Annotated in this window: 21 protein-coding genes; 6 read left to right on the top strand and 15 right to left on the bottom strand. The window is 45.5% G+C overall.

Annotated features, from left to right (window positions below; translation table 11 throughout):
- Nucleotides 1-366: 366 nt before the first annotated feature.
- The 4 genes from OH458_RS11260 to OH458_RS11245 all read right to left on the bottom strand — a co-directional run bounded on the left by OH458_RS11260 (nt 367) and on the right by OH458_RS11245 (nt 3090).
- On the bottom strand, nt 367-618 hold the full coding sequence (locus tag OH458_RS11260; protein WP_269978404.1) for a hypothetical protein: 252 nt from the start codon (nt 616-618) through the stop codon (nt 367-369).
- Complete coding sequence (locus OH458_RS11255) at nt 605-2326, bottom strand: SgrR family transcriptional regulator (RefSeq protein ID WP_269978403.1); 1722 nt, start codon at nt 2324-2326, stop codon at nt 605-607. The genes OH458_RS11260 and OH458_RS11255 overlap by 14 nt, the downstream gene beginning before the upstream one ends.
- A gap of 76 nt (nt 2327-2402) precedes the next feature.
- Complete coding sequence (locus tag OH458_RS11250) at nt 2403-2636, bottom strand: DUF3389 domain-containing protein (RefSeq protein WP_038136860.1); 234 nt, start codon at nt 2634-2636, stop codon at nt 2403-2405.
- On the bottom strand, nt 2626-3090 hold the full coding sequence (locus OH458_RS11245; protein WP_038190482.1) for a hotdog fold thioesterase: 465 nt from the start codon (nt 3088-3090) through the stop codon (nt 2626-2628). The genes OH458_RS11250 and OH458_RS11245 overlap by 11 nt, the downstream gene beginning before the upstream one ends.
- Nucleotides 3091-3172: 82 nt before the next feature.
- On the opposite strand from OH458_RS11245, the gene OH458_RS11240 reads away from it, so the two are divergent.
- Nucleotides 3173-3964 (top strand): M48 family metallopeptidase, encoded by a 792-nt coding sequence (locus OH458_RS11240; protein WP_269978402.1) that lies wholly within the window; start codon nt 3173-3175, stop codon nt 3962-3964.
- A gap of 27 nt (nt 3965-3991) precedes the next feature.
- On the opposite strand, the gene OH458_RS11235 is transcribed toward OH458_RS11240, so the two are convergent.
- Complete coding sequence (locus OH458_RS11235) at nt 3992-5071, bottom strand: site-2 protease family protein (RefSeq protein ID WP_269978401.1); 1080 nt, start codon at nt 5069-5071, stop codon at nt 3992-3994.
- Between the two features lie 263 nt (nt 5072-5334).
- Between OH458_RS11235 and OH458_RS11230 the strand changes: the two genes are divergently transcribed.
- A complete protein-coding gene (locus OH458_RS11230) occupies nt 5335-5892 on the top strand; it encodes a PhnA domain-containing protein (protein ID WP_038136847.1) in 558 nt (185 codons plus the stop codon).
- Nucleotides 5893-6023: 131 nt separating this feature from the next.
- On the opposite strand, the gene OH458_RS11225 is transcribed toward OH458_RS11230, so the two are convergent.
- Nucleotides 6024-6989, bottom strand: a complete 966-nt coding sequence (locus tag OH458_RS11225; RefSeq protein WP_269978400.1) for a questin oxidase family protein — start codon at nt 6987-6989, stop codon at nt 6024-6026.
- Nucleotides 6990-7298: 309 nt separating this feature from the next.
- Here OH458_RS11225 and OH458_RS11220 point away from each other — a divergent pair, with 309 nt between their 5' ends.
- Complete coding sequence (locus OH458_RS11220; RefSeq protein WP_269978399.1) at nt 7299-9392, top strand: hypothetical protein; 2094 nt, start codon at nt 7299-7301, stop codon at nt 9390-9392.
- A 27-nt stretch (nt 9393-9419) separates the two neighbouring features.
- Here the strand turns inward: OH458_RS11220 and OH458_RS11215 are convergent, their stop codons facing one another.
- A complete protein-coding gene (locus tag OH458_RS11215) occupies nt 9420-10202 on the bottom strand; it encodes a class II glutamine amidotransferase (RefSeq protein ID WP_269978398.1) in 783 nt (260 codons plus the stop codon).
- Nucleotides 10203-10356: 154 nt separating this feature from the next.
- On the opposite strand from OH458_RS11215, the gene OH458_RS11210 reads away from it, so the two are divergent.
- Entirely contained in the window at nt 10357-10782 is a 426-nt protein-coding gene (locus OH458_RS11210) for a DUF3010 family protein (protein WP_039474015.1), read from the top strand.
- A gap of 37 nt (nt 10783-10819) precedes the next feature.
- On the opposite strand, the gene OH458_RS11205 is transcribed toward OH458_RS11210, so the two are convergent.
- The 4 genes from OH458_RS11205 to OH458_RS11190 form a co-directional block, all read right to left on the bottom strand.
- Nucleotides 10820-11518, bottom strand: coding sequence for a DUF1223 domain-containing protein (locus tag OH458_RS11205; RefSeq protein WP_269978397.1), 699 nt, complete (start codon nt 11516-11518; stop codon nt 10820-10822).
- 193 nt (nt 11519-11711) lie between these two features.
- On the bottom strand, nt 11712-11900 hold the full coding sequence (locus OH458_RS11200; RefSeq protein ID WP_005473141.1) for a hypothetical protein: 189 nt from the start codon (nt 11898-11900) through the stop codon (nt 11712-11714).
- A gap of 290 nt (nt 11901-12190) precedes the next feature.
- Nucleotides 12191-13147, bottom strand: coding sequence for a TerC/Alx family metal homeostasis membrane protein (locus OH458_RS11195; RefSeq protein ID WP_269978396.1), 957 nt, complete (start codon nt 13145-13147; stop codon nt 12191-12193).
- Nucleotides 13148-13592: 445 nt separating this feature from the next.
- Nucleotides 13593-15344 carry a bifunctional metallophosphatase/5'-nucleotidase gene (locus OH458_RS11190; RefSeq protein ID WP_269978395.1) on the bottom strand — a complete coding sequence of 584 codons (1752 nt, stop codon included), beginning with the start codon at nt 15342-15344 and terminating at the stop codon, nt 13593-13595.
- Between the two features lie 231 nt (nt 15345-15575).
- On the opposite strand from OH458_RS11190, the gene OH458_RS11185 reads away from it, so the two are divergent.
- Nucleotides 15576-17204 carry an ATP-dependent endonuclease gene (locus OH458_RS11185; RefSeq protein WP_269978394.1) on the top strand — a complete coding sequence of 543 codons (1629 nt, stop codon included), beginning with the start codon at nt 15576-15578 and terminating at the stop codon, nt 17202-17204.
- Between the two features lie 99 nt (nt 17205-17303).
- On the opposite strand, the gene OH458_RS11180 is transcribed toward OH458_RS11185, so the two are convergent.
- Both OH458_RS11180 and OH458_RS11175 read right to left on the bottom strand, forming a co-directional pair.
- Complete coding sequence (locus tag OH458_RS11180; RefSeq protein ID WP_005473221.1) at nt 17304-17789, bottom strand: DUF1097 domain-containing protein; 486 nt, start codon at nt 17787-17789, stop codon at nt 17304-17306.
- A gap of 172 nt (nt 17790-17961) precedes the next feature.
- Nucleotides 17962-18867 (bottom strand): LysR substrate-binding domain-containing protein, encoded by a 906-nt coding sequence (locus tag OH458_RS11175; protein WP_005473250.1) that lies wholly within the window; start codon nt 18865-18867, stop codon nt 17962-17964.
- Between the two features lie 241 nt (nt 18868-19108).
- Here OH458_RS11175 and focA point away from each other — a divergent pair, with 241 nt between their 5' ends.
- Nucleotides 19109-20560, top strand: a complete 1452-nt coding sequence (gene focA, locus OH458_RS11170; protein ID WP_038136822.1) for a formate transporter FocA — start codon at nt 19109-19111, stop codon at nt 20558-20560.
- A 120-nt stretch (nt 20561-20680) separates the two neighbouring features.
- On the opposite strand, the gene OH458_RS11165 is transcribed toward focA, so the two are convergent.
- The gene (locus tag OH458_RS11165) at nt 20681-21250 is read right to left on the bottom strand and encodes a YceI family protein (RefSeq protein WP_005473202.1); all 570 of its coding nucleotides are present in this window, start codon (nt 21248-21250) and stop codon (nt 20681-20683) included.
- The gene (locus OH458_RS11160; RefSeq protein ID WP_269978393.1) at nt 21247-21786 is read right to left on the bottom strand and encodes a cytochrome b; all 540 of its coding nucleotides are present in this window, start codon (nt 21784-21786) and stop codon (nt 21247-21249) included. Before OH458_RS11160 ends, OH458_RS11165 begins: the two co-directional genes overlap by 4 nt.
- Nucleotides 21787-21797: the final 11 nt, after the last annotated feature.

The raw sequence follows: 21797 nt of genomic DNA, 5'->3' as shown, positions 1-21797 counted from the left end.
GCGTCTAAAAACAAAAAAGCCCTCAAAACTGAGAGCTTTTACTATTCATTCGTAAAAAGGAATTAAAAAGGTAACGAATGAAGGCTTATTTTGAGCTTGTCATCTCTTTCTTGACCATTACAGCTGATGCGACGATGAAAGTGATGATTAGAGCTAGCTCCATTGTGGACCCCTGTTAAATTGTTGGAAAAACCGAATCGAAACTGCGGATATTCTAACAGGTTTGAAAAACAATGATACACTTTAACGAGATTTTTACGTTTTTTATCGACTCACCTCTAAAACGACGCCCAATGACTCGTTTTCAACACTAATCACCACCCTTTATGGTTGATAAGTTGTTAAATATTTAATTCTTTTATTCTGCTATTTCATAGTGACTTTACCGCCAATCATCTTAAATGCAGGCGTTCCTCGGACGAGTGTATCGCGCGCAAATTCGATACCACATGAAGGGCAAATGCATGGCCGCTGCGTGTAATCTTCGACAATGCGCTCTTTGAAACACTTAACCAGAGCGCCCTTGCCCCCTTTGCGATATTTAAACAGCTGAGTTTTGCATTTGGAGCAATAGATACAGACTGTTTTAGACGGTTGTTTTTTATTAGGTTTCGCCATTACCCATCTCGTCCTCGCTCAGTGATTCAGGTTTTATCCAAACTTGGCTAAAGTCAAACCAACCCAAGGCGTTGCATTTTGCATTTTGCAGTGAGCCACATTGATCTTTGCTCACGCCCAACCAACAGTGAAACATTGGGATAATCTGCATTTTTTCGACTAAGGATTTTCCTAGCTCTCTGGCGGGGAAAGCAGCATTTTCTTTGGCTTGCCACTCTTCTACGACTTTAGTCCAATATTCAAAATCATCACTGCGGCTAAAAAGAGAAATATCGCTATAATTCAGCAGCCAACCCGCTAGTGCATCATCTCGATTGTTTGCGATACCCATTGGCTTCACCCAAATATCAATATCATCAATATCTGGTGCAAAAACACTGTATTTGACCAACTCAACATCCAAGTTATCTTGCTTGAGTATCGTCTCTATACATTTAACTAGCGTGGGGAACATGGGATGTTCACCATGGTAAGCAATTTTTACTGTGTGGTAAGACGGAGGAGAGGTGTAATTACCTTGTCGTGTATGGTGATACCAACCAGGCTTTAAACCGTGAGCGGGAAGCACACCCAGCTCGACGATTTTCTCCTGAGGCAACTGTTGATAAAGGTTTAACGCCCCTAGCCTTTGGCTAAAGTAGTTCGCCCACTCACTCGATTTCGCCAAGCCTGTTTTTCGATTCAGAAGCAAGTAGGTACAACCGGGATCAAGTTCGACTTCTTCAGAGAACGTGCCGGTTTCGGGCTTAATGGGGCCACTAAGACTGGGAAATACCATCGATGAGTGAACATCATCGATCACCCAAACTTCAATACTATCGAGTAGCGGTCGAAAGCCAAAATAGCCATCAAAGGCTTGCAGTACTAAACGCTTTTCATCGTTTTGCGTAATCTTGTAGGGGCCAGTCCCGATTGGGAAAACGTCATAATCGTCACTTTGCTCGCTACCCTGTAACAGAATTTTTGCGCAGGCTTCAGAAAGCAACAATGGCAGATGATAATCAGCTCGGCTTGTATGTATGTCTATAACGTAGCGGCTTGGCGAATCGATTTGGCGTAAATGAGAAAAAAGCTGTTTGTCTTGTAACGAACAGAGAGATTCGAGCACCGCCTCCGTGGTGAGTAAATCACCATTGTGGAAACGGACACTTGGTCGCAAGTAAAAGCGCCAGTGCGTTTCGCTCAGCCTTTCCCAGGTGTGCGCTAAGTCTGGTTGAAGCTGATCGTTTTCATCAAGTCGAGTTAAGCCACTAAACACCTGCCTGATGATATGTTGCTCAGAACGGCGAATCGGCTTGCGAGGGTTAAGCATCGACAGTTGACGGTAATAGGGTAAGCGAACAACTTGCTGACCTTCTTGATGTTGAACACCCAGATAGCTTTCGACAACTTGAGCCAATTTGGCGGTATCTTGGTCTAATACTTGGAGCGCTTGGCCAATCTTGCCCTCTTCAAGATAGCGTCTGGCTAGGTTTTCGCTAACGTCTGCACGACTGCGCTTAAAAATAAGCTGAGAGAGCTTTCCTCGTCCAGGCGCGGGGTGCCACTCGATCCAGCCCTGCTCTTCCATTTTATTCAATACAATACGTGCATTGCGGCGGGTGCAGAACAGAACATCTGTGATTTCATCGAGTTGAACACCACAATCTTGACCATTGTAGTGTTCAAATAGGGTTTCAAACTGGACGCGAAGTCGAGGGCTACTCATAAAGGGGAAACTCACTTGTTTTTCTTTGTCACTAAGTTTCCCTATTTAGTGGAAAGAATCAAGCGTTTATGCAGCGCTATTGAATCTCAATGCCGATTTCATTCGCGATCGCTCTAAGCTGCTGCTCATCATCCAGTTTTATCGACCATTTCGTTTCACTGCCATTCGCGGCGATGACATTTGCACCGCGACCAATTAGTTGCAGGGCATCGGTTTGCGCCTGAAGTGTCACCATGTGCTCACCCACAAGTTTCACCACTAGCTCGTGCGGTGTGACAATCACTTTTCCGCTTTTAAAATCAATGACCATTCTGATTCGCCTTAATGGTTTGCTTGTCGTTTTTCTTTTTTTTGACGGCAATGGTCAATCGGCTGGTACACACTAAGCGCTCTCTCTCATCAGTGATATTGATTTGCCATACTTGAGTCGAAACTCCAAGATGAATGGGTGTCGCACGACCAATCACCTGACCTGTGCGCATCGACCGTACGTGGTTTGCGTTGATATCAAGCCCAACGCAATAGGCGTCTTCCTCAACGCAGAAGTTGGCGGCTACTGAGCCAAGCGTTTCTGCCAACACCACTGACGCGCCGCCGTGGAGCATGCCCAAAGGCTGGTGGGTAAAATGACAAACTGGCATGGTCGCTTCAATGTAGTCATCACCCACTGCGCTATAAATAATATTTAAGTGATCTATCAAGGTATTTTTTGACGTCGCGTTTAAACGTTCTAGATCGATTTTGCGTTTCCAGATAGTGCTCATGCTTATTTCCATTTATTTCTGTGCATGCGATTGTAACCTAATGTTATTATTTGCTGAATACAGTCGCTAAGTGGAGAATCCAATGCCCACTCTCAATAAGCTTTCATCTATTCTCATTGCTGTTACCTTAACGGCATGTACTGCATCTCCAACAGGAAGAAACCAAGTGCTGCTCTTTTCCGATTCCGACATGAGCTCACTTGGCGCACAGTCATTTGAACAAATGAAGCAGCAACAGCCGATTAGCAAAGATGCTCGCGTCAATGCTTACGTGCAATGTGTTGCCAGAAGCGTCACTCAACATGTCCCGAAGCAAGCCAGTTTTAGTGATTGGGAGGTCGTGGTATTTGATAGCGACCAAGTCAACGCGTTCGCGCTGCCGGGAGGTAAAATTGGTGTCTATACAGGGCTATTAAATGTTGCCAAAAACCAAGATCAACTGGCGACTGTGATCGGACATGAGATTGCCCACGTTTTGGCTGATCACAGTAATGAACGCTTATCTCAATCACAATTGGCGAGCGCCGGATTGCAGATCACCAATGTTGCCTTAGGGTCCTCAGATTATGCCCAGTACCGAAACGTTACTATGGCAGCACTTGGGTTAGGCGTGCAATATGGCGTGTTGCTCCCGTATGGCAGAAGCCAAGAATCAGAAGCTGACATTGTAGGTTTAGAGTTGATGGCGAACGCGGGTTTTGATCCTAACCAGAGTGTCAGTTTGTGGCAAAACATGGCGGCCGCGTCTGGAGGCAATCAACCACCTGAACTACTTTCTACTCACCCATCACACAAAACACGAATTCAAGATTTAAAGTCGACAATCGCACGTTTACCAACAACGGATACTACTCGGCCAAACTGTGAGAAATAATAAAGGGAGCACCATGCTCCCTTTCCATTACGTTCCAAGTATCAACAGTGGCAATTGCAGCAACTGATCGCCCGTGCCGGCGAAATACCAAATGATTCCAATTAGCCCGGCCACCAGCGCCAAATACCAAATTGCGGATACTAACTGGCCGTAGCGATCGAGCGGTAACAGATGACTGTGATGTCGACCACGCCACTCCAAGACGATTTCAAGTGTCCCCATAATCAGCAAGAAGCCGAAAAGAGTCAGTCCCAGGCTGTAGCTGAGTACGACACCACCGAGAGCAGCCAATGTACACAGCACAATACCCGCCAAGCTGTTCATCGAGAAACTGATGCTTTTGAGTACGTGGCCGCCATCTAACGGCAAGATCGGCAGTAAATTGAATAGGTTCAAAAAGGCGTTAAACACCGCTAACCCCGCAAAGAACATCTCCCCTGTGATCCAGTAAGCAACCATCAATATCAACGAAAGAATAAAGCCAAACATTGGACCCATAATTGAAATGACCACGTCTTGCCAACGGGTGTTTATCTTCTCGTCGCTAAGCGCTAATCCTCCTAAAAAAGGAACAAGATAGATGCCTCGGGTTTTCATTCCGAAATACTTCATCGCCCGCACATGGCCATACTCATGAAACACCAAACATGCGATCAATGCGAGAGCAAATTGAAACGAGAACAGCCATGAATAAGCGGCAAGACTTGCCGACGCGAGGACAACTTTGATGAGCTTAGCACTTTTGAGTGCTTTCATGCCCAATGAGAGCAAGCCTATTAGACTGAACCGTCGTTCGGGTTTGGGTGGATTAAATGGAACCTGTCGCTCGATATCTTTGGTATCTCTTCGACCTTCGGCAACCATCTGGTCGTTCATTGTCGCCTTATATGACAAGACAAAAGGCTGCCACTGCAAATCCACTTCCAATTTGCACGTAAACTCTTGTTCCCCGCTTAACAAGGTGAACTGGTGAATGCTCTCATCTCGTTCTGAATCTGCATTTAACTGTGACACGACCTGATTATCCCAAAACAGCTGCTGCCAGCCTGCCATTGAGCCTTCCAGCCGAAGCGGCTTTCCAAGAAAATCGATAGAAAGTAGTTCCAACGCCTAACCTATTAAATTGCTATAACAACAAAGCGGATTATGCCTAGAACGACTAACAAGGTAAAGAAATGACTCAAGTTGTGACATTGTCACTCAACATAGGTTATTGAAATAATTCCACATGTTTCATTTCTCATTACAAACGTAAGAGTTCTGTCAGTTTCCATAATTAAAACCTTTGCTTTACCGGATGCCCCTTTATTTTCTGCGGATAACGTGCATAATAGCCGCCCTTATCAACACCCAAACAATGTGAGTCTACTATGTCTTCTGAAGCTACTATGCTAGAACGCTGCCAATCTAAATGTGAACTTTGTGCTGCTGACGCGCCACTAACGGCATACGCGGTACCGCCACACAGCCATGTGACAGTAGATTACGGCATCATGGTGTGTGACAAGTGTCTAGGTGAGATTGATGATCCAAAAGACATCAACCACTGGCGTTGTCTAAATGACAGTATGTGGAGCCAAGTCCCTGCTGTTCAAGTTACGGCGTGGCGTCAATTGACTCGTCTTAATACTGAAAGCTGGGCGCAAGATGCACTCGACATGATGTACATGGAAGAAGAACAAATGAACTGGGCGATGCAAGGCATGTCGGCGGATGACAAACCGTTGGATTGCAACGGCGTTGAACTGAAAAAAGGTGACGACGTAACAGTGATCAAAGATCTTCCGGTGAAAGGCACAAACCAAGTCATCAAACAAGGTACCGTTATTCGCGGCATCAGCATCGGTGATGATCCAAAACTGGTATCGGGTAAAGCAAATGGTGGCCAGTCAATGTATGTTATCGCAGAGTACTGCCGCAAGAAATAACACATCTGCCCCGAAGCACATTGAAAAAGCGCTCATCTGAGCGCTTTTTCTTTATCGTTCCATTTTTTGGCTAAAACTCACTTTGAAGTGACTGACTTAGCGCATTAACACCCTTTGCGGCAGGTTGTTCATCAGCAATACTCCTCCATCAGCATGGTTAGAATCTTGAAATGATGTTCAGATTGATAATGTCGAAACTCATCCAAACAGCTCCACGCGAGCTTAATAACGTGGCTATCTTCGCTGTTTAATACAGCATTGAAACTCATGTCAGATAACGGTTTTAGCTTTATCGTAGGTAAAGAGCCAAAACGTAAATCCTCTACAGAAAGTACCGCTGCAATCAATGCAGCCCAGTAATAACGCAGAGAGCGCTCTGGTTGGACAAAATAATCACTGAGATAGCGCATTGCATGGCAGCTTGTCACTGCATGCAACACAGTAAAGTCGCGACTCTTTAGATAAAGTTCTGCCACCAGCTCACTGATTTGCGCAATATCCAGTGATCGTGGCGCGTAATTGACACTTTCAAAGCGTGGATTCTCTACCACGGACAACATACGGGCTGAAATCAACCCTCCTTGAACATTTACGCCCTCATACGTAGACAATGCGCTCTCGAGCACCTCTCTCAGATTTTGTGTACATGGCAGCGGCTCGCTAACAGGCAAATAACTGCTTGCCAGATCTGCCAATCCAAACGCAACCTCAGTATTATTTTGGACTTGAACGCCGTAGCTCAAGCGGATCACCGCGTGAAACGCTGATGCTCCGCAACCTGGCATCAGTCGATCAAGGTAGGTGCGTAAGGTGCCCGCAATGCCTTGACGTTCCACTTGGCGAAGAAAGTAATTGAGATAGTGTTCAAAGGCACTCTTATCCCCTAAGTGAGCTTCCCATTCAAAGTAGGCAGTTGTGCGTGGTATCTCTCTCGAAACCAGCAAATGGGCGTATTTAGCGTAATATGCCTCTAGCTGATCATGATTCGCTCCCATTTTATTCAATGCCACCAGCGCCATAGGTAAATGGTTCGTGTTGCCATTTTGGTTAGTTTCAATTGTGTAGCGTTGCGCTCTGGTTAAGATTTCAGCCAACATCGGTTATTCCCTTATGGTGAGTTGTAAAGTGGAATTCAGGCTAAAACCTCACCTTAAGTTGAGGTCATCACAATGGGGTTAATTTCGCGATTGGAATCACAATAATTGTTTCATAGGTCAAATTTGACTTTTAGCTCTATTTTACACTCTTCAAGCCAACGCTCTTTTAGCAAATTTCCATCCTTGTCACGTAAATGAGAATTATTCTACGTTAAACCATGATACACATCACTATCGTGTAACAGCTAAATTCTGTATGTTATTCAACCGTTAATGGATAGTTTATAAAATTAGAGCTAGGGATAATGCATGATTAAGAAAACAACGTTGGTATGTCTATCAGCCGCGCAATTGATGGCTTGTGGTGGCGGCAGTTCAGGTTCGGATACGCCCCAAGCGCCTCCGACATCGAGAACCGTACAAGTTGTCGACGGATATTTGGAAAATGCGACCGTATGTGTCGATCGAAATCTTGATAATCGATGCGCTCCCAACGAGTTTATCGAGGGCACAACGGATTCAATGGGTCGAATCGAAGTCGCGGCCGCTAATGCGAATTATCCCCTCATCGCCAATATTATTGCTGGCGAAACCAAAGATTCAGACCAAATAGCCCTAGCGAGCAAGTCATACCAAATGATTGCTCCAGCAAAAATTAATACTATTAACCCCTTCACCTCCATAGCTCACCTCTCAGGTAAAACATTGGAGCAAATCGCCGCGGATCTCAACTTACCCGCAGACGTGTTAACGGGTAATTTTGTAGCTAACCGTTCAACAAGCATTGACGCAGCAATATCACATCTCATCGCTCGGTCAATCACCCGTGATTTTCCTCCAGCCCTAAGTGATGCCACACCAGCGGATCTGCAAGCAACCATGATGGCTTACAAAGACAAAGCAGATGAACTCGCCAATCAACTCGACATTCATGAACTCAATAAACGATTACTGCACCAAGCTCCTGATGGCAGCGTCTCTAGTGACAATCAAATGGTAGCCAACCTGTCCGACTACTTAGAAAACAACGGTGAGTTTCAAGTCACGCCACTGAGCAAAGATGGTGAGTCGACAAGAGCAAACTTCGACGGTACTCATGTGGCAGGCAGCTTCGTAGGTTCCGCCCAAAGAGCCTATACCACAGAAAATAATCAACTGGTGTTAAATGCAACCGATTCAAGTTCAGCGCGCACCTATCAGTTCATTTACGTATCTCATCACCTCTCTGTTAGCTATGAGTCCTCAAGCAAAACTTACCAAGTGTGGACGCATAAAGATCTCTCTTCAGGATACGATTTAGTGATCTCAGACGATCTATTGCGATCGCAAACCCTTACGTTATTGCGCCCTTCTATCAACAGCGCCGACCAAGGAGACCTAGAGCTCGTCACGTTAAGTTTTGCGAAAGAAGGAAATCAAGTCAGCGTCGACTTTACTGATGCGACACCCGATGTTACGGCGACTTGGACGATTGAGTCAGTACCTGACGTGCCCGATGTGATACGTATCGATCCCCCAGCAGGCTCTAAAGCGCCAACTATCCGGTTGGGCATCATGGAAGACGCGGCTCAACATTGGCTCGCTCGTGACCTGTCATTCAATGGAAATTATGCGCTGGTGCTCAAAGATACCAATCTAGCCCATACCCTTTTTGACTTCTGGCGGACTCGAAACGACCGTTTTCTTCAAGGTCATTACACGCTGGCTGACACTGTCAAAGGTAGCGAATTCGCCTATTTCCCGATGACAAACTCGTTGGAGTCTGATGATGTAATTACGGCTTATCAATTTAGGGACGACAATGTTCTTTGCGAAGCAGACTACTCATCAAACTGGGTGTGTGACTTCAATTACAGCACATTGTTTAACGATATGCGCCTATCTCACAAAGGGACTTACGACTTTAACTTTAGGCGCAGTAATCAGTTCTTTATTGGGCTAAACCAAGACAATTACCCAAGCATCTGGCTACGTGACACACCAAACCGAAATATCACGCTCGAACGGGGTTGGTTCGCCGGCAAACAGTGGTACTGGGTTAGAGACATTAACAGTGATGCCAACTCGGGTCCTAAGCCGACCATGGTTAGCCTTAACTTCAGAAATGCTACCGAAGTTGAAATCACTGCGCCCAATGCCGAACCATTCACAGCAAGTTGGCACATTAGACCCTTTGTTGATGATTCCCGATCGTTTACATCCGTCTATATTGAGCTTCCAGAAGACAAACGTTCAATCGAATCATTACGCGGCGAAGACATGATTCAGTTCGGTGTAATGGCAAGTGCCGATGACGCACTCGTAATAGAAATGACCTCAACGCTGACAATCGCTCGTGAAAACCTGCTGCTTCGTTCCAAAGATTTAGCCGAATATATGGTCGAGCGCTGGCAAGCAAACTAACAAAACATCTATCAACCCGCTTAGTCTTTAGGCGGGTTGATTTGTGATATCGGTTAACTTCCAAACCGTACGCTCACAGTCCTGAATTTTACTGATCGTCTGAGGCTCGATCCTGTTCCATATTTTACCGCTCTCTAACGGCTCTGACGCTAACACGACGCTTTCATCATCACTGCGAATGAAGATGGTTGGCGGCTCACCATCTGTACTGTAACGAACCACCCAAAACGCCTTTCCATCAGAGACACAAATCGAGGCTTTGAAAGGTGATTCAATAGACCTATTGTTTAAACATTGCTGGACAATATCAATGGTGCGCTTGAGTGCATGTACAGGATCGTTTTTTAATCCATTGGCTAACGCCAGTAAAAAGAGGAGCTCACTGTCGGTTGTCCCACGTCGAAGAAGATAGAGCGACTCCGGAAGCATCCGTTCTAACTCAAACTTCACCCTTTCAAAGTCGCCGATTTGGCCATTGTGTAAAAACATCCAATTATCGATGATAAACGGATGGCAATTCGATCGCGATACCTGCGTTCCAGTTGAGGATCGCACATGTGCCATAAACCGATGAGAGCGAATATGGTGTGTCAACGATCGCAAGTTCTCATCACCCCACGCTGGCAGCACTTCATGAAACTGTCCTGGTGTTTCTCGCTCTGTGTACCAACCCAAACCAAAACCATCCGCATTGACCCGCGTCACTGCTTTTCTCGCTTCCAAACTTTGGTGAACAAGCGAGTGCTCAGGTTCATAAACCAGTTCATCCAAATAGATAGCCGGACCTTGATACGCTAGCCATCGACACATAATCAGACTCCATAAATTGAGTATATGGTTATTAATAAACCACTCACACAAGATTTACGCAAGAGACGATTATTTAATGCACGAATGGGCAATATTGGATAACTCGCATCGCTTCAGGCTGTTATACTCAATCGGAACCAACCGAGGTACTTATATGAAAATTTGTGGCGTAGAGCTAAAAGGCAACGATGCCGTTATTTGTCTACTAGAAAACACATCAGGTGTTGTTCACTTGCCAGATTGCCGAGTGGCAAAACTGACGATTGGTGATGCGAATTCTGGTGAAGAGTTGAAGAAATTTCAGTTTTCGTTCGCGAAACTGATGCAAGACTACCAAGTGGATAAAGTGATGATCCGCCAACGTCAAACTAAGGGTAAGTTTGCAGGTGGCAGCGTTGGTTTTAAACTAGAAGCCGTCATTCAACTGATTGAAGGATTGCATGTTGAGCTTGTTTCAACAACGGCTATCAAGGAAAGCTTGAAGAGAAATCCCCTTGCAATTGCGTTTAAAGATACCGGACTTAAACAATACCAAGAGCAAGCCTTCACCACTGCCTATGCGTGCGCAATGCGCAAGTAATCAGAGCAAGAGCCCAGAAATGGGCTCTTTGAGCTGATTATTCTATTTTGCCCGCTACCGTTTGAATGCGCTCAAACCGCCCCGGTTCACTCACCCATGCAGCCACTGCATCAATCGTTTCCAACGGCAATTGAGCCTCAAACTCCCATTTACCATCCGTTGACCGCTGCTGCATTCTCTTAACCGCAATAAAGTCATGCTCCAATTTACGCCCTCGATTCTCACCACGTTGAACCTGCGTGTACTGGTTGTTGGCCAAAAATACCAGCGTGGCATCAAAGCTGCCTGATTTGTCAAACTGTAGAGAGAACGTATTGCCTTTGCGAATCAGTTTTAATCGTTGTGAATCGCGTGGCGTCACAACAGGTAATTCACGATTCACCCAGTTGAAAAATCCACGCCACTCTCGACCATCAACCACGAAACCCGGTGTATAAACACTTCCTACTAAGTCGTACGCATAGTAAAGACGTTGCAACTGAGAGTACTCTGGTTTTGCGAACTTATCTTTCCAACCTAGATGGTCCCAATAGTCGACGTGATACGCGATGGGAATAATTGATGTCCAAAGCCCTTCACTATTTTCTAGCTTTGATAGATAACGATCGGCGGGTGGACAACTGGAACACCCCTCAGACGTAAATAGCTCGACCACTTGAGCGGGTTGTCCTTCGTGGCTCCAAATTTGCCCCGCTGACAAACTGGACGCTATCGAGATGGCAAGTAACGAGTGCATAATCGGCTCCATTGTTCACATTCAACATTCTCAACTGCCCACAGGTGACCAAACCTGTAACAAGCTGGATGTTTCTAAGCGCAGTGTTTGCTCTATATTCAAAAAGACCGTTAATGCAGGGTGTCCATTTCACAAGGCACAAAAAAAGCGCTGACATCACTGCCAGCGCTTACGTTTTTTAGAGCCTGTTAGATTAACGATTCAAGCCAATATCTTTTTGGATGTGGCCAGATAAATCGTTCGCGTAGTACGCGCGAGGAGTATTATCTGTGAATAGAATATCTAATAGGTGTGCAATCAATCCTTTGAAAGAAACCGCGTAGGTTTTTTTATCCATAGAGATAGGAGCGTTAATTGTGCCGATCTGCATTGCTTGTGCCATGATTGCCTCTCTATAAATCGTTTAATTCGTTTCGATGGGCTAATAATAAGCAATAATTTACGCTCCAAAAAATGAAAAACTTTCGAATTTCAGATAAGTTTTTCTAATAAAACAACACCATAACAATTGACTTTTAAAACTATGCGCAAAACCAGCAATTTTGCGCATAGATACCCAACTTTTTCGACTTAATATTTCATTAGCGTAGATGTGCACATTTTCTGTTCACAAAACTTTTACACTTTCACTGGTTAAAATTGGCGAATTTGTTTGCCAGACAATTAGATTAATTATCTGATAGTTAGTTCGGATAGTACCTGCTGTTTTCGTTTCTTCATCACGGATGCAATCACTGCTATGGTCATGGTCACCAGAAGCACTAATAACGATACAGGGGTTGGAATTTCCCAAGCCGAACCGACAAGCATCATCTTGATACCAATAAACACCATGATGAATGAAAGCGCAGGTTTTAAATAAATAAACTTATCCATCATCCCCTGCAATACAAAGTACAGTGAACGCAAGCCGAGCAACGCAAACACGTTAGCGGCCAGCACAAGGAACGGCTCTCGTGTTACCGCAAAAATCGCTGGTATTGAGTCTAGCGCGAACATGACGTCCATAAACGCGATCACACCAATTACAATGGCCATAGGCGTCAACCAACGTTTACCGCCTTCAACAACAGTTAACGCGTTGCCTCGAAAATCATCAGTCACAGAAGCGAACTTGCGGATTAGCTTTTCTGGCAGCGGATTGACTTCTTCCTCGCCTTTATCGCGAGCGAGTTGTATACCCGTCCAGATTAAGAACAGCGCAAATACATACAATAACCAATGGTATTGCGCGAGTAACTGAGCGCCCACAGCGATCATGATGGCACGTAAAATCAAAGCGCCGATTACGCCCCACAGCAAAGCTCTTGGACGCAAGTGCTCAGGCACCAGGTATTGATGGAAGATAATCGCAAAAACGAATAAGTTATCGACGCTCAGAGATTTCTCAAGCAAATAACCCGTTAGAAATGAAACGGTCGCTTTTTCAGCGCTGTAAGCACTGTCTGGTGCATAAAAGTCCCAGAAAAAATAAATGCTCGCAGCGAACAAGAATGCGAGTAAAAACCAGAAAATACTCCAAACGGCGGCTTTTTTGATCGTCACCTTCCCGCCACGGGTTTGCCAAATATCTAATGCAACCATGGTCAGAGTTAATAGTGCGAAGCCTATGTATGTAGAAGGGGTCATGTTACCTCCAAAGGCGGAGGGATCGAGAAGTAATAGACGAACCCACCGCAAACAAAACAACCTACACCGATTCAATGGCGTAGAATATTTGATTACGTTGGTCTCGTCGAAATGGTGAATTGAAACAGATATTTCAACACCATTTATACTTACCGGATAGGAGATTTCCTAACGAGATGACGATAAGTAAACCAGAGGCGACTACTCCCCAAACAGCGCGGATTGTATTCCTGCTTGAGCGCCTCGTCTAGTAAAAAAATCAAAAAAGGAGCAAATATTATTTGCTCCTTTTTATACTGGGGTTTTGGCTCTAAACGCCTGACATTGGGATGAAATAGACCAAAGCAGACCAAACACCAACCCAACTGATAACGACCGCTACGTCAATCCAGTCTTTCCACATGATTTCCCCCTGGCTGTTGAACAATCAACAATCAGTAAATCATTAGCAACCTTTATGCCATGCGTTGTGCTTGGTAGCAGACTTTGTGCGATTTATCGTTTCGGGATGTTCAGTTAGTAAAGCAATAAAACAATCCGCCATAGAACGATCCGTGACTGTTCCCTCGCCTTTCATGTTTTGAATGGCCTCGTAACCTTCTTTCCCTTTCATGGTATACGCCGACGACGTGCCTCGGTAATAGCGTTGTTTTTCAACCGCTTGCCATCCATTTGTCGCCGAATAAATCGCCAAATTGTGGATGCGCTGGCCAATAGGCGCCAAAGAGTCGTAGTCATAACTCAAGTTAAATGTGTAGGGGTATGAGCCATCACCCGTTCCTTCTACACCATTATTCAATGCATTGTTGATCGCCCCTTCTAAAGTGGCGGCAATGTCTTTCCCTTTGAGCTCGTAAACGCCAATGGGTACGGCAAAGGGCAACAGTTTACCCGCGATGTCTGCCACAGAAATATCACCAGGATTAAGCGATGTACGCACTCCGCCCGCGTTATGAATGGCAAACTCCACGTCATAGCCCATTTCATTCATGGTGTAGGCAAAAGATTCCGCTACCAGTGGTGCTAGCTCACTCGCTCCGGTGTCATCAGGTACGCGTACATGACGAAGCGCATGTTTGGCGCACGCGATATAGTCACTTTGCAGTTTTCGAACTTGCGTGGTGTACCGCTGCAACAATATCTCCTGCGTATGTGGGTCTTTCTTACAAACGTGCACATTTGGGTGCTGATCAACGTAGCGTCGTGCGATCGCGTAACAATCATCGTCACGAGCTTCGCTCATACTCGCGTCAATAAAGAGTCTTCGACCAAGCAGCAGTTCATTCTTACCGCTGAAATGAGTCACGTGACCACTCTCGTCAAACTCGATGTCACAGTGGCCCATACTTAATGCGTGATAACCAGCTTGTACAACACGTGTTCCGTTAATCTCAATGCCGTATGGGTCATCTTTTTTCAAACCGAGTCCAGAAAAATCCCCTTGTAATCGGTGGCTATGACCACCAACGATGAGGCTAATTCCATCAACGGTATTCGCCATATCCAAATCCGCTTCGTAACCCATATGGCTAAGTAGGATAATTTTATTGATCCCCGACTTTTGTATTTGAGCGACCGTCTCAATAGCCGTTTTTCGAGCACTAACGAAAGGTGTGTCGGCGTCTGGGTTTGAGATGTCTGCCATTTTATCTAGCGCAAGTGAAAAGATCGCAATAGGTTCTTCTTGTGCATACTTGACGATCCACCTTGCTGCTTGAACACTTGGATCATACGAAAACACCTTGGCGTTCTCGCTGAGTCTAAGTTTCTTCGCTGAATCCTCGTTGGACAAATCCCAATTACCGGCCAACAAAGGAAAAGTGATTTGTTGGGCAAACTGGGCAACGGGAAGGTTTCCCATATCCAGCTCATGGTTGCCTAACGCCATCGCATCGATGTTCAGCGCGTTTAACATGGTTGCGTTAGCTTCGCCTTTAAACAAAGAAAAATAGAGCGTACCTTGGAAGCAATCGCCCGCATGAAGAAGGATAAACTGCTGATCATTCTCTTTCGCGAGTTGCTCGAGCTGTTGCTTCCTCGTTGCAATGCGAGCAAACCCACCCGCACTGACGTAGGGCTCGAGTTCTTGGCCTTCGACATGCAGGTTAAGCTGTAATGAAGTTGGTTCAAAATAGGAGTGCGTATCGTTGATGTGTGCCAGCTTGATTCTCGCCGGCTTATTGTTTTTATCTGTCATATTTTCATTCTCTCTTTTCAGCTACATCCTAACGCATCCCATGTGACAAATTCATTAACTTTCACATTTTTATTGAAAACACCACTTCTGATACATCAATTATTATGAACTTCATCAAGGCGCTAACCTTATGAATTACTGGTCATTAATCCAAGAGTGTGAGCTAACCTTCTGCTTATTCGGCATTTTTCTATTATGCTTAATGAGAAATAGCTCATACGGAGTCACTATATGCAGCTAGAACGAATTGAAATTTCTGGCTTTCGTGGAATCAAAAGGCTCTCCATCGCCTTTGATGAACTCACCACATTAATCGGCGAAAATACTTGGGGTAAATCGTCCCTGTTAGATGCCCTGTCCGTCGCCCTGCCTTCTGAGGGCATTCCCTATCAATTTGAGATGACCGATTTCCACGTCGACTATTCAATTGCTCATCCTCAAAGCCAACACTTACAAATTGTGTTGAGTTTGGTGTCCACCGATAAACATGAGATGAACTCAGGTCGTTATAGAAAGTTAAAGCCCGTTTGGATCAAAGACGATCAAGGGAAAAATCGAATCATTTATCGGTTGAGTGCAAGTCGTGACGGCTACGAGATCAATACGCGCTATGCGTTTCTTGACGAACAAGGCAACCCAAAGCAGTTGCACCATTCGGAAAAACTTGCGCAAGAGCTGATGACGCTTCACCCAGTTATTCGCCTTAAAGATTCTCGACGTTTTGAACGCCCTATTGGCTCAAATGGCGACAACAATGTTCGTATCGAAAAGCGCATCAACAATACTTGCCGACGTCTGATGGCGATACCTGGCCACGTGAATAAAGGCGAAATGAAAAGTAGCCTCAACTCGATGGGTATTTTGGTCGACCATTACTTCTCGTTCAAATCGAACACCAGAAAAAACCTTCGTAAGCAGCGAGATGGGATCTTCTTCAACAGTACAACGAGCAATAAGCGTTTATCGCAAGTGGTTGAAGAAAACGACAAACAAACTCGGCTACTTTTTATGGGCTTGCTCAATGCCTACCTGCAAGCGAAAGGACCAAATCAGTTGCGCCGATGTGCGCGACCACTGTTGATCATTGAAGATCCTGAAGGTCGCCTTCATCCTACCCACCTCGCTCGCGCATGGGGATTGCTTCAACTGCTGCCAATGCAGAAAATTCTCACCACAAACAGTGGCGATCTTCTTGGTCAAGTGCCGCTTAACTCTATACGTCGACTTGTTCGCCAATCAGACAAGACGATCACCACGTCACTGCCGGATCACGGGTTAAGTCGAGATGAGCTTCGTCGAATTGGCTTTCATATCCGTTTCCATCGCTCTGGCGCCTTATTCGCGCGTTGTTGGCTGTTAGTAGAAGGAGAAACAGAAGTTTGGCTGTTTAACGAGCTTGCCAATCAGTGCGGTTATAACCTTGCCGCGGAAGGAGTTCAGATTATCGAGTTTGCCCAATCGGGATTGAAGTCATTGCTTAAAGTAGCCAAGGCTTTCGGTATCGACTGGCATGTTGTCACCGATGGTGATGCTGCAGGGAAAAAATACTCCACAGCGGTTCGAGCTCTGCTAGGTAATGATCAAGAGCGTCATCGTCTGACAGAACTGCCTGATAGAGATATTGAACATTTTCTCTACAACAATGGATTTGAGACCTTCTTCAAACAGATGGTACATATTCCTGCGGATCACCCTATTCCCGCCAAAAAAGTGGTCACCAAGGTACTGAAAAAATACGCAAAACCTGACTTAGCACTGGCGATAGTGAGCCACTGTGAAGAGTTAGGTAATGAGTGCATTCCACTACTGCTTCGCTGGACGTTGAAACGTGTGGTCACCATGGCCAATGGCAACACATAAAAAAGCGGCATTGATGATTAACATCAATGCCGCGTATCGAATCAGATACAAATCAATCGGGGGTTGACCAAATCCATCAGGCAGAATTTGATCACACAATTAAGCTCTAGGCGCAAGCTCAGCACTTGATTGCGTTTGGTGAGCCTTTTGATGTAGCCATAAACCACTCGCTTTCATCAAATAACCGAAAATGCCACCCAAAATGAGCGAAGGGATAACCAATTTCCAGTCACCTGAAGCGGCGAAGGTTGCACAACAGCCAATGAACGTACCAGGAATGTAGGTAAGTAAGCTTTGCGTCGCCTGCATGCACATTAGAAATGCGACAACAGCAGTGATGACGTAACCCAAAATTTCCAACGACGCATATTGTGAAGCATGGATAATAACCATTGCCCAAAATACACCTGTCATGTTGGTTAGTAAACTTTGTATTAACCCCTTAAACCCACTGGTAGGTGAAGCAAAATAACTGGTACACCCTAAAAATCCGGCCCAAGAAAGAAGTCCAAGTGAAATGGCAAGCCATCCCCATAAGCCAGAAAGAATACCCGTTGTTAATGCAATCGCGACTAGTGTGCTCATAACGCCTCGTTACGTGTGCTCAGACACATCAAAAGTACAAGTACGCATATTAAGAAGAATTGATAGTAATGAGTAATACCCAGATCACAATATTTAGGTAACAAATATCATATTTATCATAAATTACGTGATGCAATCGATATTTCAACAGATATCGGTAATACCAAATTTATTATAAAACGCTGGGTTTCCCCTTCATCATCCTTAACCCTTCGCGCTTAATACATTCAACCAACGGGTTTTCAACCATGTCTGCACGCCAGACGAACGAAAGCGTACGCTCCATATTGAGTTCAGGCACGTTCAGCGCGACCAGTTGACCGCTGTCGATGTGCCTTTCAACGTCTAGATAAGGTAAGCAGGTAAGATATTGACCATGCTCGACCATGCTGCGCAGTACAGGTACATGTTCGTATTCACGCCAGACATCCAAATCTTCAATCAAATGGTGAATGGAGCTATCAAAAATCATGCGAGTGCCACTTCCGTGCTCTCGAAGTACCCATTTGGCTTGCTCTAACTGTGCCAAACTGACCTTTTCTTGCAGCGCGAAGGGGTGATGAGCCGCCGCCACAACAGTTAAGTGGTCTCGACACCACACTTCTTGATGCAGTCGGTTGTCATCACAGCGCCCTTCTATAATGCCTAGGTCATATTTGTAGTCGATAACCCCTTGAATCACGCTGTCGGTACTTTTGACCTTTAAGGAAATTCTCATCTCAGGAAACGAGTTATCAATAATACTGATAAGATCTGGCACTAAGTGTTCGGCGGGCGTTTGGCTGGCACCAAGTTTGAGGTGACCACTGAGCAAATGCTGTTCATAAAAGCCCATTTCTATTTGCTGCGCATCTTGGAGAAGGCGCTTTGCCTTCGGACGTAACCACATTCCCCAGTGAGTCAGCGCCATCTGTTTTCCTTGGCGTTCGAACAGCGGTCTGCCCAACATTTTCTCGAGTTGCGATAACGACATGCTTGTCGCCGATTGCGTCAGCGAGAGTTTGTCAGCCGCTAAGCTCACACTCCCCGTGTCTGCAACGGCATCAAAGACAGCAAGTTGTTTTAATGAGTAACGCATAGGACTCCTATCCCTGTTCTTATCATCTGTTTTACCTAGCTTCAGCACGTATTTGAAAACACTAACAAATACGCATTGGGTTTCATTTTACGCCCTCTCCAATCCATATCAATATTTTTGATGAGGATTTTAAAAATTATCAATTTTACCTCTAGCTACTCCAACCGTAATCTGAATTGGCAACGGCGATAAAGCCTTGTGAACATCAGGAGGTATGTATGTTTTTTACCGGGGAGCGGCAATGACACAAGCTCAAACTAACCACCAATACTTCTCACCCATCGAGATGATGGCGGAAGCCGAGAAGTTTGCGTTAAGCAAAGCAAAGAAAAGTAGTGGCATGACGTTAAGCCTTGCTGTCATGGCAGGAGCGTTTATAGGACTCGCCTTTCTTTTCTATATAACCGTGACAACGGGTAGCACCGAGACGGGCTGGGGCCTAAGCCGCTTAGCAGGCGGACTGGCATTTAGTATGGGTTTGATCCTCATCGTGATTTGCGGCGGTGAACTGTTTACGAGTTCTGTGCTATCGAGCATTTCATGGGCGAATAAACAGATCAGCTTTACCAAGATGCTGAGTGTGTGGGGCAAGGTCTACGTTGGTAACTTTATTGGTGCCATGTTGCTGCTGACCATTGTATCGGCTGCAGGTTTGTACCAGATGGACCACGGTCAGTGGGGATTGAATGCACTTAATATCGCGCAGCATAAACTGCACCACACGACCGTCCAAGCCTTTGCATTAGGCGTACTGTGTAACTTGCTGGTCTGCTTGGCTATATGGCTCACTTTCAGTAGCGCAAACGCGATGACCAAGGCAGCAATGACCATTATGCCCGTCGCTATGTTTGTCTCCAGTGGCTTTGAACACTGCGTCGCAAACATGTTTATGGTCCCGCTAGGTATCGTGATTCAAAATTTTGCGCCCGAGGCATTTTGGACTCAAATCGGCGCAACCCCCGCTCAATATGCGGACTTAAATATCTATCAATTTGTCACAGCGAACCTTATTCCCGTGACACTTGGCAACATCGTTGGTGGTGCTGTTCTGGTTGGGCTTGCCAACTGGTGTATCTACCGCCGACCACAACTAAAAGCAGCGCAAGTCGCTTCAATTACTAAAACCACTAACATTACGTCAGTTAAGGAAACCACTATGAACACAACTATCCTTGTAAAAGATATCATGAACCCTGCGCCAATTACTTTGGGCGCAGAAATGACCACACCTGCTGCAATCGACACATTATTAGATAACCATTTGATCAGCGCGCCGGTTGTTGATATCGAAGGACGCTTGGTTGGTTTCTTCTCAGCGCATGATGTGATGGTTGACTTGTGGTGCCAAGACTACATTCCTACTCAAGGACAAAAGGTTGTCGATCTGATGTCGCGTGATGTGGTGGCAATTGATGCGAAAGACAAACTGGTCGATGTCGCTGAATACCTGTGTATCGATAAAGAGCAGCTTTACCCAACCACCAGCATGGGCATCGCAACACAATTCACCACGCTATCTCTTGAAGAGCGCGCAAAGAGCATGAAAGTAAGCAAACCACATGTGCTCCCTGTAATTGAGAATGGTCAGTTTGTTGGTGTAGTCACCCGTGAAAACGTACTCTCTTCACTACGCAATGTTTACGGTGACCGTGTAACGTTGGTCGACACAGAACGCGAACTCGAAAGTGCATAACGAATAGAAAAACAACGTCAAAAACGCTAGGAAATTTGGTCGGGAAATAAGTCGCTTGACCAAAAAAGCCCTCAACCACTTAGGTTGAGGGCTTTCTTTGTTTTTTGGAGGTAAGTGGAATTACTTCTGAATACCTTCTACATGCAGTTCCATATCAACGTAGCTTGAAGTACCCATCACTGCGATGTTGAAATCAGCCAACTCTAGACGCGTTGTGCCGTAGAAACCTGCACGTTGACCACCCCATGGGTCTTGACCTGCACCGATAAACTCCGCATCGATGGTAATTGGCTTAGTTACACCGTGCAGGCTCAGATCACCTGTTACTTCTAAGTTACCGTCGCCTTTGTCTACCACGCTCGTGCTCTTAAACGTAGCGGTTGAAAACTTCGATGCATCAATGAAATCTGAACTGCGAATGTGCTTGTCACGCTCTGCATGGTTTGAATCCAAACTGCGAGTGTCAACGTTTACCGTCACCTTCGATGCCGCAACATTCGCTGGGTCATAAGAGAATTCGCCATCAAATTTATTAAAACGACCTTTGATGAAACTATAACCAAGGTGACTCACTTTGAAGTTTACTGACGCGTGTGCGCCCTTTGTATCAATAACGTAGTCCGCTGCGCTTGCACCAAACGGCAGTGCCATCACCATAGCCAGTCCTGTAGCAAATAACGTTTTTTTCATTTTGAAGCTCCTATCATTTTGCGTAGCGTGTTGTCTTTGTTAATAAAGTGGTGTTTCAATGCAGCAAGGGCGTGGGCAGCAGCCATTAGTATCAGAGCCCATGCTGCGTAAAAGTGGATAAGGCCTGCGGTGTCTGCTTGGTTTTCAAACAACGCTCCCGCACCAGGCACAGTAAACCATGTAAACACATCAATACCGCGACCATCCTCTGTTGAGATTAAGTAACCGGAAACAAACAACAATAGTAGAGTTGCGTACATTGCGAAGTGAACAATCTTCGCTCCCGCCTTTTCAATCGCACTGCCTTCTACCTTTGGTGACGGCGTAACATGCTTCCAAACCAAACGGAATAGAGTCAACGCGGCGAGTAAAATGCCAATCGATTTATGCCAGTGTGGTGCTGTCCGATACCATTCGCTGTAGTAGGACAAATCAACCATCCACAGCCCAACAGCAAACATACCAATCACGACCAGAGCGGATGACCAGTGTACAGCACGAGCAACCACATTATAGTTTTTGACTTCTGACTTCATTACAGTTTCCA

Origin of the sequence: Vibrio sp. MarTm2 (assembly GCF_027587055.1) — a bacterium.
GTDB lineage: Bacteria > Pseudomonadota > Gammaproteobacteria > Enterobacterales > Vibrionaceae > Vibrio > Vibrio sinaloensis_D.
This window is presented reverse-complemented; position numbering and strand designations above follow the sequence as displayed.

What these genes read in the sequence shown, in the direction of transcription:
- OH458_RS11215 (WP_269978398.1), bottom strand. Translation starts at nt 10,202, where the DNA reads ATGTGTCGATGGCTAGCGTATCAAGGTCCGGCTATCTATTTGGATGAA.
- OH458_RS11250 (WP_038136860.1), bottom strand. Translation starts at nt 2,636, where the DNA reads ATGGTCATTGATTTTAAAAGCGGAAAAGTGATTGTCACACCGCACGAG.
- focA (WP_038136822.1), top strand. Translation starts at nt 19,109, where the DNA reads ATGACACAAGCTCAAACTAACCACCAATACTTCTCACCCATCGAGATG.
- OH458_RS11245 (WP_038190482.1), bottom strand. Translation starts at nt 3,090, where the DNA reads ATGAGCACTATCTGGAAACGCAAAATCGATCTAGAACGTTTAAACGCG.
- OH458_RS11205 (WP_269978397.1), bottom strand. Translation starts at nt 11,518, where the DNA reads ATGCACTCGTTACTTGCCATCTCGATAGCGTCCAGTTTGTCAGCGGGG.
- OH458_RS11165 (WP_005473202.1), bottom strand. Translation starts at nt 21,250, where the DNA reads ATGAAAAAAACGTTATTTGCTACAGGACTGGCTATGGTGATGGCACTG.
- OH458_RS11210 (WP_039474015.1), top strand. Translation starts at nt 10,357, where the DNA reads ATGAAAATTTGTGGCGTAGAGCTAAAAGGCAACGATGCCGTTATTTGT.
- OH458_RS11225 (WP_269978400.1), bottom strand. Translation starts at nt 6,989, where the DNA reads ATGTTGGCTGAAATCTTAACCAGAGCGCAACGCTACACAATTGAAACT.
- OH458_RS11160 (WP_269978393.1), bottom strand. Translation starts at nt 21,786, where the DNA reads ATGAAGTCAGAAGTCAAAAACTATAATGTGGTTGCTCGTGCTGTACAC.
- OH458_RS11240 (WP_269978402.1), top strand. Translation starts at nt 3,173, where the DNA reads ATGCCCACTCTCAATAAGCTTTCATCTATTCTCATTGCTGTTACCTTA.
- OH458_RS11255 (WP_269978403.1), bottom strand. Translation starts at nt 2,326, where the DNA reads ATGAGTAGCCCTCGACTTCGCGTCCAGTTTGAAACCCTATTTGAACAC.
- OH458_RS11180 (WP_005473221.1), bottom strand. Translation starts at nt 17,789, where the DNA reads ATGAGCACACTAGTCGCGATTGCATTAACAACGGGTATTCTTTCTGGC.
- OH458_RS11175 (WP_005473250.1), bottom strand. Translation starts at nt 18,867, where the DNA reads ATGCGTTACTCATTAAAACAACTTGCTGTCTTTGATGCCGTTGCAGAC.
- OH458_RS11190 (WP_269978395.1), bottom strand. Translation starts at nt 15,344, where the DNA reads ATGACAGATAAAAACAATAAGCCGGCGAGAATCAAGCTGGCACACATC.
- OH458_RS11220 (WP_269978399.1), top strand. Translation starts at nt 7,299, where the DNA reads ATGATTAAGAAAACAACGTTGGTATGTCTATCAGCCGCGCAATTGATG.
- OH458_RS11260 (WP_269978404.1), bottom strand. Translation starts at nt 618, where the DNA reads ATGGCGAAACCTAATAAAAAACAACCGTCTAAAACAGTCTGTATCTAT.
- OH458_RS11195 (WP_269978396.1), bottom strand. Translation starts at nt 13,147, where the DNA reads ATGACCCCTTCTACATACATAGGCTTCGCACTATTAACTCTGACCATG.
- OH458_RS11200 (WP_005473141.1), bottom strand. Translation starts at nt 11,900, where the DNA reads ATGGCACAAGCAATGCAGATCGGCACAATTAACGCTCCTATCTCTATG.
- OH458_RS11230 (WP_038136847.1), top strand. Translation starts at nt 5,335, where the DNA reads ATGTCTTCTGAAGCTACTATGCTAGAACGCTGCCAATCTAAATGTGAA.
- OH458_RS11185 (WP_269978394.1), top strand. Translation starts at nt 15,576, where the DNA reads ATGCAGCTAGAACGAATTGAAATTTCTGGCTTTCGTGGAATCAAAAGG.